Genomic DNA, 13706 nt, shown 5'->3' with positions numbered 1-13706 from the left:
GACGGGGGCTTTTTATATTGCATGTATCAATTAAAGGAGGAATCACAGTGAAGACTTTAACATCCGCAGAAGTGCGTCAAATGTTTTTAGATTTTTTTAAAGAAAAAGGCCATTCCGTTGAACCAAGTGCCTCTCTCATTCCGCACGAGGATCCATCCTTGCTCTGGATCAACAGCGGAGTCGCGACGCTGAAAAAGTACTTTGACGGACGGGTGGTACCTGAAAATCCGCGCATTTGCAACGCCCAAAAATCGATCCGGACGAACGACATTGAAAACGTCGGAAAAACGGCCCGGCATCACACGTTCTTTGAAATGCTCGGAAACTTTTCGATCGGCGATTATTTTAAAGAAGAAGCGATCGAATGGGCATGGGAATTTTTAACCGACAAAAAATGGATCGGCTTTGATCCTGAACGCTTATCTGTTACCGTTCACCCGGAAGATGAAGATGCGTACGAATTGTGGGCAAAAAAAATCGGCATTCCGGAAGAGCGGATCATCAGACTGGAAGGGAACTTTTGGGACATCGGCGAAGGACCGAGCGGACCGAATACAGAAATTTTCTACGACCGCGGCGAAGCATACGGAAACGATCCTGAAGATCCGGAACTGTATCCCGGCGGAGAAAACGAGCGCTATCTTGAAATCTGGAATCTCGTGTTTTCCGAATTCAACCACAATCCGGACGGAACGTACACGCCGCTTCCGAAGAAAAACATTGATACGGGAATGGGGCTTGAGCGGATGGTATCCGTTATTCAAGACGCCAAAACAAACTATGATACAGACCTGTTTATGCCAATCATCAAAGCAACTGAAGCCATTTCAGGCGAAGCATACGGAACATCGAAAGAAAAGGATACCGCCTTTAAGGTGATCGCCGACCATATCCGGACGGTTGCATTTGCGGTAGGCGACGGAGCTCTTCCGTCAAACGAAGGCCGCGGCTATGTCATCAGAAGGCTGCTTCGCCGCGCCGTGCGCTATGCAAAGGCGATCAATATCAACCGGCCGTTTATGTATGAGCTTGTGCCTGTCGTAGCTGACATCATGGCCGCTTTCTACTCAGAGGTAAAAGAGAAAGCCGAATTTATCGCCAAAGTGATCAAAACGGAGGAAGAACGCTTCCATGAAACGCTGAACGAGGGGCTCGCGATCCTCTCAGAAGTCATCGGAAAAGAGAAGAAAAAAGGAAACGGCGTTATTTCAGGCGAAGATGTCTTCAAGCTTTACGATACGTACGGATTCCCTGTGGAACTGACCGAAGAGTACGCTGAAGACGAAGGCATGAAGGTCGATCATGAAGGCTTTGAACGCGAAATGAACAAGCAGCGCGAACGCGCGCGCCAGGCCCGACAGGATGTCGGAAGCATGCAGGTTCAAGGAGGTGCACTCCGCGATATCATGACAGAAAGCAAGTTCGTCGGCTATTCTGTGCTGAAAAACGACACGAAAATCACAGAGCTTCTTCAGGAAGGCGAGCTTGCCGATCTTGTGCACGAAGGAAGCAAAGTTCAAATCATGCTGGAAGAAACGCCGTTCTATGCCGAAAGCGGCGGTCAAATCGGCGACAAAGGCTGGCTGAGAAGCGAAGAAGCGGCAGTCCGCATCACAGATGTCAAAAAAGCGCCGAACGGTCAGCACCTGCACGAGGGAATCGTTGAAAGCGGAACGGTTCAAAAAGGCATGAGCGTCTCCGCTGAAGTCACAGAGCGCCTCAGAAAAGACATCGTCAAAAACCACACGGCGACACACCTGCTTCATCAGGCGTTAAAAGACGTGCTCGGAAAACATGTCAACCAGGCCGGATCGCTTGTGAACGGCAGCCGTCTGCGCTTTGACTTCTCCCACTTCGGACAGGTCACAAAAGAAGAACTCGCGCAAATCGAGGCAAAAGTGAACGAGAAAATTTGGGATTCGATTCCTGTTGAAATCGATCTGAAACCGATTGATGAAGCAAAGGCAATGGGTGCCATGGCATTGTTTGGGGAAAAATACGGTGACATCGTCCGCGTCGTCAAAGTCGGCGATTACAGCATCGAGCTGTGCGGAGGCTGCCACGTGAAAAACACCGCTGAAATCGGCCTCTTTAAAATCGTTTCCGAATCCGGAATCGGCGCCGGAACGCGCCGGATCGAAGCGGTAACAGGCAAGGGCGCATATCAGGAGATGAATGCTAAGCTTGAATTGCTTGAGCTTGCGGCAGATGCGCTCAAAACAAACGTAAAAGAAGTGCCGAAACGGATCGAATCGCTTCAAGCCGATTTAAAAGCGGTTCAGAGGGAAAACGAATCCCTGCTCGCCAAGATCGGCAACAAAGAAGCGGGAGAGATTTTGGAAAAAGTGAAAGAAATCGGCGGAATCAAACTGCTCGCCGAGAAAGTAAACGCGAAAGACATGAATCACCTCAGGACGATGGTCGACGAACTGAAAGCGAAATTAGGCTCAGGTGTCATCGTACTTGGTGCAATACAAAACGAAAAAGTGAATATTTCTGCCGGAGTTACAAAAGATTTAATAGAGCGTGGTTTTCACGCCGGCAAACTCGTCAAACAAGTCGCTGAAGCGTGCGGAGGCGGCGGAGGCGGCCGTCCTGACATGGCCCAGGCCGGGGGAAAACAACCCGAAAAATTGGAAGAAGCTTTATCTTCTGCAGAAGAATGGGTGAAATCCGTTTTATAAAAAGCCGATGTAGTGTAGAATGGTGATAGAAGGTATTCAGGCTAAACACTTTGGCCTTTCGAATTTGGGAAAGAGGTGCAAAACGGTGAGCTCATTTGATAAGACGATGAAATTTAACTTTTCCGACGATTCAATGGAAACCAATGTGAATGAAGTGCTGATAACCGTCCATGATGCGCTTCAGGAAAAAGGCTACAACCCGATCAACCAAATTGTCGGATATTTGCTATCAGGTGATCCCGCTTATATTCCAAGGCATCGCGATGCGCGCAATTTGATTCGGAAAATCGAAAGAGACGAGATAATCGAGGAATTGGTTAAATCGTATATAGAAAAGCATAAAGAGGCGTAAAAAAGAATGCGAATATTAGGTCTTGATTTAGGTTCAAAAACGCTTGGCGTCGCGCTGAGCGATGAAATGGGCTGGACGGCTCAAGGAATAGAAACGATCAAAATCGACGAAGCGGGCGGCGATTTTGGGCTTGACCGCTTGGCTGAGTTAACGAAAGACTATACACTGGATAAAATTGTCCTCGGATTTCCCAAAAATATGAACGGTACCGTCGGGCCAAGGGGAGAAGCCAGCCAGAAATTTGCGGAAGTCCTTGAAGACGCGTTCCATGTCCCCGTCGTGCTCTGGGACGAGCGGCTCTCGACGATGGCGGCTGAAAAGATGCTGATTTCAGCGGATGTCAGCAGGCAAAAACGAAAAAAAGTAATCGATAAAATGGCGGCGGTGATGATCCTTCAAGGGTATCTCGACAGCCTAAATACATGAGGTGATCAAATGGAACACGGAGAAAAAAACATTACGATCGTAGACGATAAAGGAAATGAACAGCTTTGTGAAGTGTTATTCACATTTGACAGCGATAAATTTGATAAATCGTATGTCCTGTATTATCCGATTGAAGCTCAGGATGATGAGGAAATCGAAATCCATGCATCAAGCTTCATTCCGAACGAAAACGGTGAAGACGGCGAGCTGATGCCGATCGAAACAGATGAAGAATGGGATATGATCGAAGAGACGCTGAACACGTTTTTAGCCGACGAAGAGGAAGAAGAATAAAAAAAGCTGCCGCACGGCGGCTTTTTTTTTATGACAAAAGTTTTGTAATAAATTGCCGAATATCAACGAATCATGTAGTATATACCATGGGAGGAGAGGAGGACATAAATGTTTGAAGACCAGACTAAGAAATCGTTCATAAAAAAACTCCTTGATCATAAAATTAAATTTTGGCTGACCGTGGCGGCAGTGCTGATTATTCTCATTGCAGGCGGTGTATCGCTCTACGTGAAATCCGCTCTTGAGCCGGTCGATAAAAACAACGAAAAAGCGGTCAATGTATACATCCCGAAAGGCTCGACCGTTTCAACGATCGCCGCAAAGCTGAAAAAACAAGAGTTAATTAAAAATGAAAAAGTGTTTATCACCTATGTCAAATTCAAGCATGCATCAGGATTTCAAGCCGGAAACTTTCAGCTCAGCCAATCGATGAGCCCTGCTGAATTGATCGATAAGCTGACAAGTGCATCGCATGTTCCAGCCTTTAAGATCGTCGTTCCGGAGGGCCGGCAGCTCACTGAAATCGCCGGCATGATCGCGGACCAAACCAATTATTCCGAAAAAGACATTATGAACAAGCTTGATGACAAAAGCTTTATTAACAAATTGAAAAAGAAGTACCCGAATTTAATCAAAGATGATGTCTTGGACAAAAACATCAAGCATCCGCTGGAGGGGTATCTCTACCCTGCGACATACCCGTTTTACGATCCGGAAACAAAGCTGGAAGCCATTATCGAAGCTATGATCAAACAAACTGATAAAACGGCCGGAAAATACCGGACGCAGATGAAAGACAAAAAAATGTCCGTTCACAAAACGCTCACAATGGCATCATTAATAGAAGAAGAAGCGACTGAAAAAGCAGACCGCCATAAAATATCGAGCGTATTCTATAATCGCCTGGACAAAAAGATGCCGCTGCAGACGGATCCGACCGTGCTCTATGCGCTCGGAAAGCATAAAAACCGGGTCGTTTATAAGGATCTTGGAGTCAAATCCCCTTATAATACGTACAATCATACCGGACTTCCGCCAGGGCCGATTGCAAATGCAGGGGAATCATCCTGGGAAGCGGCATTAAACCCGGATAAAACAGATTATGTCTATTTCCTTGCCAAGAAAAACGGAGAAGTCGTTTTTACAAAAACGCTAAAAGAGCATAATAAAGCAAAATCGAAATATATCACAAATCAAAGCGAGTAAACCTTAAAGGAGAGTAAAAAATGACTCTCCTTTTATTCGCAAAAGAAAAGGTTTTATGGTAAAATATATCGGGTTGTTTATTAGAGAAAAGACATTCATTGCTTTAGGAGAGTTCTTACATCTGACCTAAAGCTCTTTTTATGAAAGGGAGGCTCTTCCCGTGAAGATCGGACACCAGGAACTGACCGGCTATCTGGAAAGGCTGCAAAAGCCTCGGCCGGCAGACATTATGAAGCTTGAGGCTTATGCCGAAGAGCACGGCGTACCCATTATGGAACCGACCGGAATCGACGCGCTGCTTCGGCTTTTGTCGCTCAAAAATCCGAAAAAAATTCTTGAAATCGGCACGGCCATCGGATACTCGGCGATTCGGATGGCGCTTGAACTTCCTGAAGCCGAAATTTTTACGATCGAGCGCGACGAACAAAGGTATCACGAAGCCATTCGAAACATTCAATCCTTCCAGCTGGAAAACAGAATTCACGTGTTCTTCGGCGATGCGCTCAGCGAGTCGGCCGCCGTTCAGTCGATGGCGCCTTATGACGCGCTGTTTATCGATGCCGCAAAAGGACAATATCAAAAATTTTTCAGCTTGTACGAACAGATGCTGGCAGACGACGGCATCATTTTTACGGACAACGTCCTGTTCAAAGGGCTTGTCGCGGGAGATTACGATCAAATCGAAAACAAACGGATCAAAAAGCTTGTATCAAAAATAGATCATTTTAATCATTGGCTAATGGAGCACCCGGAATATCGTACAACGATTTTGCCGGTCGGAGACGGCTTGGCCGTTAGCCAAAAAGAGGTGAAACGGATATGAAAAAACCTGAACTGCTAGTGACACCGATATCGGTTGGCGATATTAAGCCTTTGGCCAGTGCCGGGGCTGACGCGTTTATCATCGGTGAACAAAGGTACGGACTGCGCCTGGCCGGGGAATTTTCAAGAGCTGATATTCGAGAGGCGGTTATTCAGGCTCATGAAGCCGGCGCAAAAGTGTATGTCGCGATGAATGCGATTTTTCATAACGATAAAGTGCCCGAATTGAACGATTATCTTTCCTTTTTGGAAGAGGCCGGGGCTGATGCCGTCGTATTCGGCGACCCGGCGGTGTTGATGGCTGCGAGAGAATCCGCGCCGAACATGCCGCTTCACTGGAGTACGGAAACAACCGCAACCAATCACCATTCGTGCAATTATTGGGGGCGCAAGGGAGCGAAGCGCGCGGTATTGGCGAGAGAGCTGAACATGGACAGCATCATCGAGATTAAAGAAAAAGCTGAAGTCGAGATCGAAATTCAGGTTCACGGGATGACATGCATGTTCCAGTCCAAGCGATCATTGATCGGCAACTATTTTGAATACCAGGGCAAAGTCATGGATATCGAAGGCAAGAAAAAAGAAAAAGGCATGTATCTTCATGACAAAGAGCGCGGCAATAAATATCCGATTTTCGAAGACGAAAACGGCACGCACATCATGAGCCCGAACGATGTATGCATCATTGACGAGCTCGAGGATTTAATAGACGCCGGAGTCGATTCATTCAAAATTGACGGGATCTTAAAATCGGCGGACTATCTTGCACAGGTGACGGCGATGTACCGCGAGGCCATCGATCTTTGCATGACGGACAGAGAAGCATACGAAAATAAAAAAGAACAATGGATTGAGCGGATCGAAGACCTGCAGCCTGTAAACCGCAGCATCGATACCGGATTCTTCTTCAAAGAAACAGTATATTAAGGAGGGAAACCATGTCTGCAGTTCAAGATAAAATTTCCAAAATCGTCAATGGAAAACGCGTCATTACGAAAAAACCGGAACTTCTCGCCCCGGCGGGAAATCTGGAAAAACTGAAAATCGCCGTCCACTACGGGGCAGACGCTGTATTTATCGGCGGGCGCGAATATGGACTCCGCTCCAATGCGGATAATTTTTCAATCGAAGAAATGGCCGAAGGCGTTGAATTTGCCAAACGATACGGAGCGAAAATCTACGTCACAACCAATATTTTCGCACACGAAGAAAATATCGACGGCCTTGATGAATACTTAACGGATCTGCAGGGGGCGGGCGTATCCGGAATCATCGTCGCCGACCCGCTGATCATTGAAACGTGCCGGAGGGTTGCTCCAAAGCTGGAAGTGCACTTGAGTACCCAGCAATCATTGTCAAACTGGAAAGCCGTTCAATTCTGGAAGGAAGAAGGTTTGGAACGGGTCGTGCTTGCGCGCGAAACGAGCGCCCTTGAAATCAGGGAAATGAAAGAAAAAGTGGATATCGAAATCGAAACCTTCATTCACGGCGCGATGTGCATCGCATACTCCGGACGCTGCGTGCTGAGCAATCACATGACGGCAAGGGATTCAAACCGCGGCGGCTGCTGCCAGTCATGCCGCTGGGATTATGACTTGTATCAGACAGACGGTGCGAACGCGCTGCCGCTTTATGAAGAAAGCGACGCTCCGTTTGCGATGAGCCCTAAAGACCTGAAACTGATCGAATCGATTCCGCAAATGATTGAAATGGGAATCGACAGCTTGAAAATCGAAGGACGGATGAAATCGATCCACTATATCGCAACGGTCGTCAGCGTTTACCGAAAAGTGATTGACGCCTATTGTGCAGATCCCGACGGATTTACCATTAAGGAAGAATGGCTGAAGGAGCTTGACAAATGTGCAAACAGGGATACGGCTCCTGCATTCTTTGAAGGAACGCCGGGATACGAAGAGCAAATGTTCGGCGAGCACGGGAAAAAGACGACATACGATTTTGTCGGGCTTGTGCTCGATTATGATGAAGAGACGCAAATCGTTACGCTCCAGCAGCGCAACTTTTTCAAAACAGGAGACGAAGTCGAATTTTTCGGCCCGGAAATTGATAATTTCACATACAAGATTGATACGATTTGGGACGAAAAAGGCAATGTGCTTGATGCAGCCCGCCATCCCCTGCAAATCGTCAAATTTAAAGTGGACAAGAAGATTTATCCTAGCAACATGATGAGAAAGGGGCAGTAAACGGCATGGGAAAGAAACCGGTAGTCATTGGAATAGCGGGGGGCTCCGGGTCAGGCAAGACAAGCGTGACCAGGTCGATTTATGAGCAGTTCAAGGGTCACTCTATTTTAATGCTTGAGCAGGATTTGTATTACAAAGATCAAAGCCATCTGCCCTTTGAAGAAAGGCTGAACACGAACTACGACCATCCGCTTGCATTTGACAATGACTATTTGATTGAGCATCTACAAGAATTGCTGGAATACAGGCCGATTAAAAAACCGATTTACGATTACAAGATGCATACGCGTTCGGAAGAAGTCGTGCATGTCGAGCCGAAAGATGTTATTATTTTGGAAGGAATCCTTGTTCTCGAGGATGAAAGGCTCCGCGATTTGATGGACATCAAACTGTATGTCGATACGGATGCAGATCTTCGCATCATCAGAAGGATGCTCCGTGACATTAAGGAGAGAGGCCGCTCGATCGAATCCGTTATCGAGCAGTACATTTCCGTCGTCAGACCGATGCACAATCAATTTGTCGAACCGACAAAACGCTATGCTGATATCATTATTCCGGAAGGCGGCCAAAATCGCGTTGCAATTGATTTGATGGTTACCAAAATACAAACTATTCTTGAACAAAACGCGATTTTATAATAACATAGCATAGACAAAGACGACTCTGACCATATTATGTATAGAAATTGAAGGGACCTCTTTAGATATGAGCCCTTCTTTAACTGTATAAGCACGATTTACCGGAGCCTTCCATCCGGTTTACATCATACTTTACAAATATGGGAGAGAAGAAGGGGACAAGGGTTGTCCTCATTCTTGTATATTCAAGTCTATACTCTCACATACAAGTGATGAGGGACCAACTAGAAGGAGTGAAGGAACAATGGCACAAGAGAAAGTTTTTCCTATGACAGAGACAGGAAAGAAAAAATTAGAAGAAGAACTTGAGTATTTGAAAACGGTTAAACGCAAAGAGGTTGTTGAGCGCATCAAAGTCGCCAGAAGCTTCGGCGATCTCTCGGAAAACTCTGAGTATGATTCAGCCAAAGAAGAGCAGGCCTTTGTAGAGGGGCGCATCACAACGCTTGACAATATGATTCGAAACGCGAAAATCATCGAGGATGATGGTGAAAACTCAAACATCGTCAGCCTGGGAAAAACGGTCACATTCACAGAGCTTCCGGACGGAGAAGAAGAATCTTATACGATCGTGGGAAGCGCTGAAGCAGATCCGTTTGAAGGGAAAATCTCCAACGATTCTCCAATCGCCAAAAGCCTTCTCGGCAAGCAGGTCGGAGATGAAGTGACCGTGCAGACGCCGGGCGGAGAAATGCTTGTAAAAATTGTGAAAATTTCATAAAGTTTGTTTAGCAGACGAACGCCTCGTCCACAATGTGGATGAGGTGTTTTTATTATGAAATTACGCAAGCGCATGAAATGGATTGCGATGTTGATGTCGGCGGCACTTTTGTTTTTGCTGATGAGACTGGCGGAAATCCAGCTGTTTTTCACCGAATCCTTTTCCAAATGGAATGTGAACTTAATTCAGGAAAGCGTGAAACAGCGCACGGAAGAGGTTCAGATTTCAGACGGAAGAGGATCTTTTTTAGATCGCAGCGGTAAGCCGCTCACCGTCAGCCGAAAGCCGGCAATTGTGCTGTTTCCGTTTTTGAAGTCACAATCATGGCCGATTGACGAAGCGGCCGCCATTTTAAACATATCGGAAGAAGAGCTGGACGAGAAGCTTGATAACGCAAAAAAACCCGTCATTCTCACCAAAAACGGAGAGGGCTCAATTTCAAAAACAGCACTCGAAAAAATCAACAAACTGAAATATCCGGGAATATACGGCGTATACATAGAAGAAACAGAAAAAAACAGGCTGGCCTCACACACCATCGGCATGACAAATCAGGACCCGGAGCTGCTTCGCAAAAAATACCCGCACAAAGACGGCCTGTCGATCAGCACGAAAATCGGCACCTTCGGCCTGGAGCGGACATTTGACGAATTCCTGCTTCCCGAACAAGATACAAAATTGTTATACCATGTGGACGGATTGGGAAACCCTTTGTTCGGCATTGACGTCAAATATACGGCAGATGCGAATCCGTTCTATCCGCTGCAGATCAAAACAACGATCGATAAGACGATGCAGCAGGAGCTTGAAGACATTTTGGATGACCATCGTGTGAAAAAAGGCGGGGCGGTTCTCCTCGACATCGAAAACAGCAGCGTGCTTGCGATTTCCAGCAAGCCTGACGTAAACATGGCTTCCCAAAAAACGAGGCAAAACTATATGCTCACCCCCATGTATCCGGGATCTGTTTTTAAAACGGTGATCGCGGCGGCGGCGATAGAAAACGGCTTGGATCATCCGTCGAAAACGTTCAACTGCAACTTGAATCTTTACGGAGAACCGGGCGATGACAAGGGGAAGCTGAACATGGAAGAAGGCTTTGCCGAAAGCTGCAATTATACATTTACGAGCCTCGCGGATGAGCTGATCAAAAAAAACGGCTCGGTCATCGAAGATACTGCTAAAAAGCTCGGGCTTACCGGACGGGTCGGCTGGGAAGGCCGCCTATACCGCGAGCGGGATTTCAAGCAGTTTTACCATGAGGGATCGGGTTCGGTCTGGGGGGACGAACGGGATAAAAAAGTGAAAAAAGCGGTTGCGCAAACCGCGATCGGCCAAAAAAACGTCAAGCTGACTCCGCTTGAAATCGCCAATATGATGGCGACCATAGCGCGGGGCGGCGAGAAAAAGCAAGTCCAAATCGCAAGCGGGATCGAATACAAAAACGGCACATTGATGGCTTCGTTTAAAGACCATGAGCTGCCGGGGGATACGATCGATCATTATACCGCGCAAAAGCTGCAAAAACTGCTCAGAAACGTCGTCACATCTGAAAAAGGGACAGGCAGGCGCTTCCGCGACCTTCCGTATGACGTATCGGGGAAATCGGGAACGGCGCAGACGGGCCGGCTGACAAAAGACAAAAAAACCCTCTATCATAAATGGTTTGCCGGCTATTTTCCGGCAGACAAGCCAAAATACGCGCTCGCCGTCGTTCATATGGACACACCGGAAGATCAGGCTGCGACAAATGCCGCATTTTATGATATTGTTAAAAAAGTATATGAAATTGAAAAGAACCAGACATAGAAGAATGCCTTACGTGATGATAAAATAGGATGCGAGGCAAGAGGGAAAAAGGAGTGCAATGAATTTGAGCAAAACAAGGGAATCTCGATTTGAAAACCGTGATAAGCGCAGGAAAGCGAATCTTGTGCTTAACATTTTAATAGGTATTGTATTGGTTTTAATCGTTGTGGTTGCCAGCAGTCTGATGATGAACAGTCCGAAGGAGCAAACGCAGCAGGACGTCTCCAAAAACGATAAAACGACAGAAGCCCCTGCTTCCGACAATAAAAAACAGACTTCTGACGAAGATGTAAAGGACAAAGAAAAAGCAGATTCAGACAAAAAAGATAAGAGCGATTCAGATTCGGACAAAGACAAAGATACAGCTTCTGACGAGGAGAAATCGACAGACGATCCGTTTAAGGGAGCAAAAGTTACAGAAGGAGGCTCCAGCGCAAACGTTGAAAAAACGATCGTCAATCCGAACTGGAAGCCTGTCGGTACAAAGCAAAGCGGAGAGCATACAGCAACGTACGATTCTTCATCCCAAGACTGGGCGGAAATGCTTGAAGCCCTCTCTTACGCAACAGGCGTCTCCGAAGACAACATGACGGTCGTCTGGCTCGGAAACAACGGCAGCCCTCAAGATGCAAAAGGAACGATTCGGGCGAAGGACAGCGGCGATAAATATTCGGTCGCCATTACGTGGGTGGACGGAAAAGGCTGGAAACCGACAAAAGTTGAAAAGCTAAAATAAAAAGAAAAAGCGGAAAGCGGCGGTGAATAAAACCGGCCGCTTTTTTTTATGATTCGGCTTTAAAATGAATGACGGCGCTGTACATGATCCGCCCGTCGATAACCGCAGTCTGATGGGACACCGATCCGACCCTGAGCAGAAGAGCCTGATTGTTTTCGATCTGCTGATTGATTTTCTTTTCAAGCTCCTCCAAGGTCGGGGCTTCAAAAAACTCGATTTTATCCTTGATAAGATCAAGCTCGAATTTCATAGACAAATCCTCCATTCGTTCAGAGTCAATCATTATTAAAGCAGAGAAGCCGCATCATGACAAGGGAAATATCACCAAGCTGTTTTTGTACCCAAACTTGCGAAATTATGTTAGGATAAGAACTAATCACGAATTAAAAACATACTATACTGATAGGGATTGTAAAAATAAATGGAGTGTGACGATAAATGGGGAGAGAGTTCATTTCGATATTTGAGAATTGGGCGAATTCTTATGATGATACAGTAGTCGGGCATGACCTTCAATATAAAGAAGTGTTTCGAAACTATGACGGCATTTTGGACGATGTTGTGAAGCGGTCGGGCAGCAAGGTGGTCGAGTTCGGCGTCGGCACGGGCAACCTGACCGCAAAACTAATCGCTGCCGGAAAAAACGTGTACGGCATTGAGCCTTCAAAATCGATGAGAGACATCGCCGTAAGCAAGCTGCCTAAAGGGACTTTGGTGTCTGACGGGGATTTTCTCGATTTTCCGGCTCCGCCGTTTTCGCCAGATACAATCGTCAGCTCATATGCCTTTCACCATTTGACGAACGATGAAAAACGCGAGGCGGTAAGGCGATATGGAAAAATGCTTGCAAAGCATGGTAAAATAGTGTTTGCTGACACCGTATTCAAGGATCGCGATTCGTACATTTCCGCCATTCAAGACGCAAAAAACAGAGGGTATTACCAGTTGGCGGAAGATCTTGAAACGGAACATTATCCGACGATTTCCGAGATGGAAACGATCTTTACCTCAGAACAGTTCAGTATCGCCTTTCAAAAGCATAATGATTTTGTCTGGGTAATGGAAGCGGCAAAATTGTAAATGTGAAGGGAAGTTATCATATGAAGATAGCAGTTATCGGAGCAATGGAAGAAGAAGTCACAATCCTGCGCAGCAAATTGGAACAGACGAAACAGGAAATCATCGCAAACTGTGAATTTACAAGCGGAATCTATGAAGGCAAAGATGTCGTGCTTTTAAGATCCGGCATCGGTAAAGTGAATGCAGCCATGAGCACGACGATCCTGCTCGACCGCTTTAAACCTGATGTTGTAATCAACACCGGTTCAGCCGGGGGCTTCCATCATTCTCTCAATGTCGGCGACATTGTTATCTCCACCGAAGTCCGCCACCATGATGTCGATGTCACGGCTTTCGATTATGAGTATGGACAGGTTCCAAACCTTCCGGCGGCTTTTCCTGCCGACAGCGCATTGGTGAAGACGGCGGAAGATGAAGCGTCTGAACTCGGGTCTTTTCAGGTAGTCAAAGGAACGATTGCGACCGGAGATTCCTTTATGAGCGACCCTGAACGGGTGGCATTCATCCGCGGCAAATTTAAAGATCTCTATGCGGTTGAAATGGAAGCGGCGGCCGTCGCCCAGGTTTGCTATCAGTTTGATGTACCTTTCGTTGTCATCAGAGCGCTTTCCGATATCGCGGGAAAAGAATCTGAAGTGTCTTTTGACAAGTTTTTGGAGCAGGCTGCGAAACATTCGACAGAGCTTGTCCTCCGCATGATCAAACAAATCGAATAAAACAGGGGGGAT

The 13706-nt window shown here is 46.6% G+C and carries 15 protein-coding genes; 14 read left to right on the top strand and 1 reads right to left on the bottom strand.

Annotated features, from left to right (window positions below; genetic code table 11):
* Positions 1-47 precede the first annotated feature (47 nt).
* The 12 genes from alaS to AB447_RS05435 all read left to right on the top strand — a co-directional run bounded on the left by alaS (position 48) and on the right by AB447_RS05435 (position 11898).
* The gene (gene alaS / locus AB447_RS05490) at positions 48-2684 is read left to right on the top strand and encodes an alanine--tRNA ligase (protein WP_048353566.1); all 2637 of its coding nucleotides are present in this window, start codon (positions 48-50) and stop codon (positions 2682-2684) included.
* An 85-nt stretch (positions 2685-2769) separates the two neighbouring features.
* Positions 2770-3036, top strand: coding sequence for an IreB family regulatory phosphoprotein (locus AB447_RS05485; RefSeq protein ID WP_046132126.1), 267 nt, complete (start codon positions 2770-2772; stop codon positions 3034-3036).
* A 6-nt stretch (positions 3037-3042) separates the two neighbouring features.
* Positions 3043-3462, top strand: coding sequence for a Holliday junction resolvase RuvX (gene ruvX / locus AB447_RS05480; protein WP_048353567.1), 420 nt, complete (start codon positions 3043-3045; stop codon positions 3460-3462).
* Between the two features lie 9 nt (positions 3463-3471).
* Positions 3472-3756, top strand: coding sequence for a DUF1292 domain-containing protein (locus AB447_RS05475; protein ID WP_048353568.1), 285 nt, complete (start codon positions 3472-3474; stop codon positions 3754-3756).
* A gap of 108 nt (positions 3757-3864) precedes the next feature.
* Complete coding sequence (gene mltG / locus AB447_RS05470) at positions 3865-4962, top strand: endolytic transglycosylase MltG (protein WP_048353569.1); 1098 nt, start codon at positions 3865-3867, stop codon at positions 4960-4962.
* Positions 4963-5122: 160 nt separating this feature from the next.
* Entirely contained in the window at positions 5123-5785 is a 663-nt protein-coding gene (locus tag AB447_RS05465) for an O-methyltransferase (protein ID WP_048406393.1), read from the top strand.
* Positions 5782-6711, top strand: a complete 930-nt coding sequence (locus AB447_RS05460) for a peptidase U32 family protein (RefSeq protein ID WP_048353570.1) — start codon at positions 5782-5784, stop codon at positions 6709-6711. Before AB447_RS05465 ends, AB447_RS05460 begins: the two co-directional genes overlap by 4 nt.
* An 11-nt stretch (positions 6712-6722) precedes the next feature.
* Positions 6723-7991, top strand: coding sequence for a peptidase U32 family protein (locus AB447_RS05455; RefSeq protein WP_048353571.1), 1269 nt, complete (start codon positions 6723-6725; stop codon positions 7989-7991).
* 5 nt (positions 7992-7996) lie between these two features.
* Complete coding sequence (udk, locus tag AB447_RS05450) at positions 7997-8632, top strand: uridine kinase (RefSeq protein ID WP_048353572.1); 636 nt, start codon at positions 7997-7999, stop codon at positions 8630-8632.
* Positions 8633-8876: 244 nt separating this feature from the next.
* Complete coding sequence (gene greA, locus AB447_RS05445) at positions 8877-9353, top strand: transcription elongation factor GreA (protein ID WP_046131490.1); 477 nt, start codon at positions 8877-8879, stop codon at positions 9351-9353.
* A gap of 54 nt (positions 9354-9407) precedes the next feature.
* Positions 9408-11162: a peptidoglycan D,D-transpeptidase FtsI family protein gene (locus AB447_RS05440; protein ID WP_057957464.1), complete on the top strand. Its 1755-nt coding sequence runs from the start codon at positions 9408-9410 to the stop codon at positions 11160-11162.
* Between the two features lie 58 nt (positions 11163-11220).
* Entirely contained in the window at positions 11221-11898 is a 678-nt protein-coding gene (locus AB447_RS05435; protein ID WP_048353573.1) for a YrrS family protein, read from the top strand.
* A gap of 46 nt (positions 11899-11944) precedes the next feature.
* Here the strand turns inward: AB447_RS05435 and AB447_RS05430 are convergent, their stop codons facing one another.
* Positions 11945-12148: a YrzA family protein gene (locus AB447_RS05430; protein ID WP_048353574.1), complete on the bottom strand. Its 204-nt coding sequence runs from the start codon at positions 12146-12148 to the stop codon at positions 11945-11947.
* Between the two features lie 188 nt (positions 12149-12336).
* Here AB447_RS05430 and AB447_RS05425 point away from each other — a divergent pair, with 188 nt between their 5' ends.
* Both AB447_RS05425 and mtnN read left to right on the top strand, forming a co-directional pair.
* A complete protein-coding gene (locus AB447_RS05425; protein WP_048406395.1) occupies positions 12337-12978 on the top strand; it encodes a class I SAM-dependent methyltransferase in 642 nt (213 codons plus the stop codon).
* 20 nt (positions 12979-12998) lie between these two features.
* Positions 12999-13694: a 5'-methylthioadenosine/S-adenosylhomocysteine nucleosidase gene (mtnN, locus tag AB447_RS05420; RefSeq protein ID WP_048353575.1), complete on the top strand. Its 696-nt coding sequence runs from the start codon at positions 12999-13001 to the stop codon at positions 13692-13694.
* The last annotated feature ends 12 nt before the right edge of the window (positions 13695-13706 follow it).

It is taken from the genome of Bacillus glycinifermentans (assembly GCF_001042475.2).
GTDB classification, from domain to species: domain Bacteria; phylum Bacillota; class Bacilli; order Bacillales; family Bacillaceae; genus Bacillus; species Bacillus glycinifermentans.
The sequence above is the reverse complement of the archived record's forward strand: the minus strand, read 5'-3'. Positions and strand labels throughout refer to the sequence as shown.

Excerpts from the sequence above, each read along its gene's own strand:
- AB447_RS05430 (WP_048353574.1), bottom strand. The coding sequence starts at position 12,148 with ATGAAATTCGAGCTTGATCTTATCAAGGATAAAATCGAGTTTTTTGAA.
- AB447_RS05435 (WP_048353573.1), top strand. The coding sequence starts at position 11,221 with ATGAATTTGAGCAAAACAAGGGAATCTCGATTTGAAAACCGTGATAAG.
- AB447_RS05440 (WP_057957464.1), top strand. The coding sequence starts at position 9,408 with ATGAAATTACGCAAGCGCATGAAATGGATTGCGATGTTGATGTCGGCG.
- greA (WP_046131490.1), top strand. The coding sequence starts at position 8,877 with ATGGCACAAGAGAAAGTTTTTCCTATGACAGAGACAGGAAAGAAAAAA.
- mtnN (WP_048353575.1), top strand. The coding sequence starts at position 12,999 with ATGAAGATAGCAGTTATCGGAGCAATGGAAGAAGAAGTCACAATCCTG.
- AB447_RS05460 (WP_048353570.1), top strand. The coding sequence starts at position 5,782 with ATGAAAAAACCTGAACTGCTAGTGACACCGATATCGGTTGGCGATATT.
- ruvX (WP_048353567.1), top strand. The coding sequence starts at position 3,043 with ATGCGAATATTAGGTCTTGATTTAGGTTCAAAAACGCTTGGCGTCGCG.
- AB447_RS05425 (WP_048406395.1), top strand. The coding sequence starts at position 12,337 with ATGGGGAGAGAGTTCATTTCGATATTTGAGAATTGGGCGAATTCTTAT.
- AB447_RS05475 (WP_048353568.1), top strand. The coding sequence starts at position 3,472 with ATGGAACACGGAGAAAAAAACATTACGATCGTAGACGATAAAGGAAAT.
- AB447_RS05455 (WP_048353571.1), top strand. The coding sequence starts at position 6,723 with ATGTCTGCAGTTCAAGATAAAATTTCCAAAATCGTCAATGGAAAACGC.
- udk (WP_048353572.1), top strand. The coding sequence starts at position 7,997 with ATGGGAAAGAAACCGGTAGTCATTGGAATAGCGGGGGGCTCCGGGTCA.
- mltG (WP_048353569.1), top strand. The coding sequence starts at position 3,865 with ATGTTTGAAGACCAGACTAAGAAATCGTTCATAAAAAAACTCCTTGAT.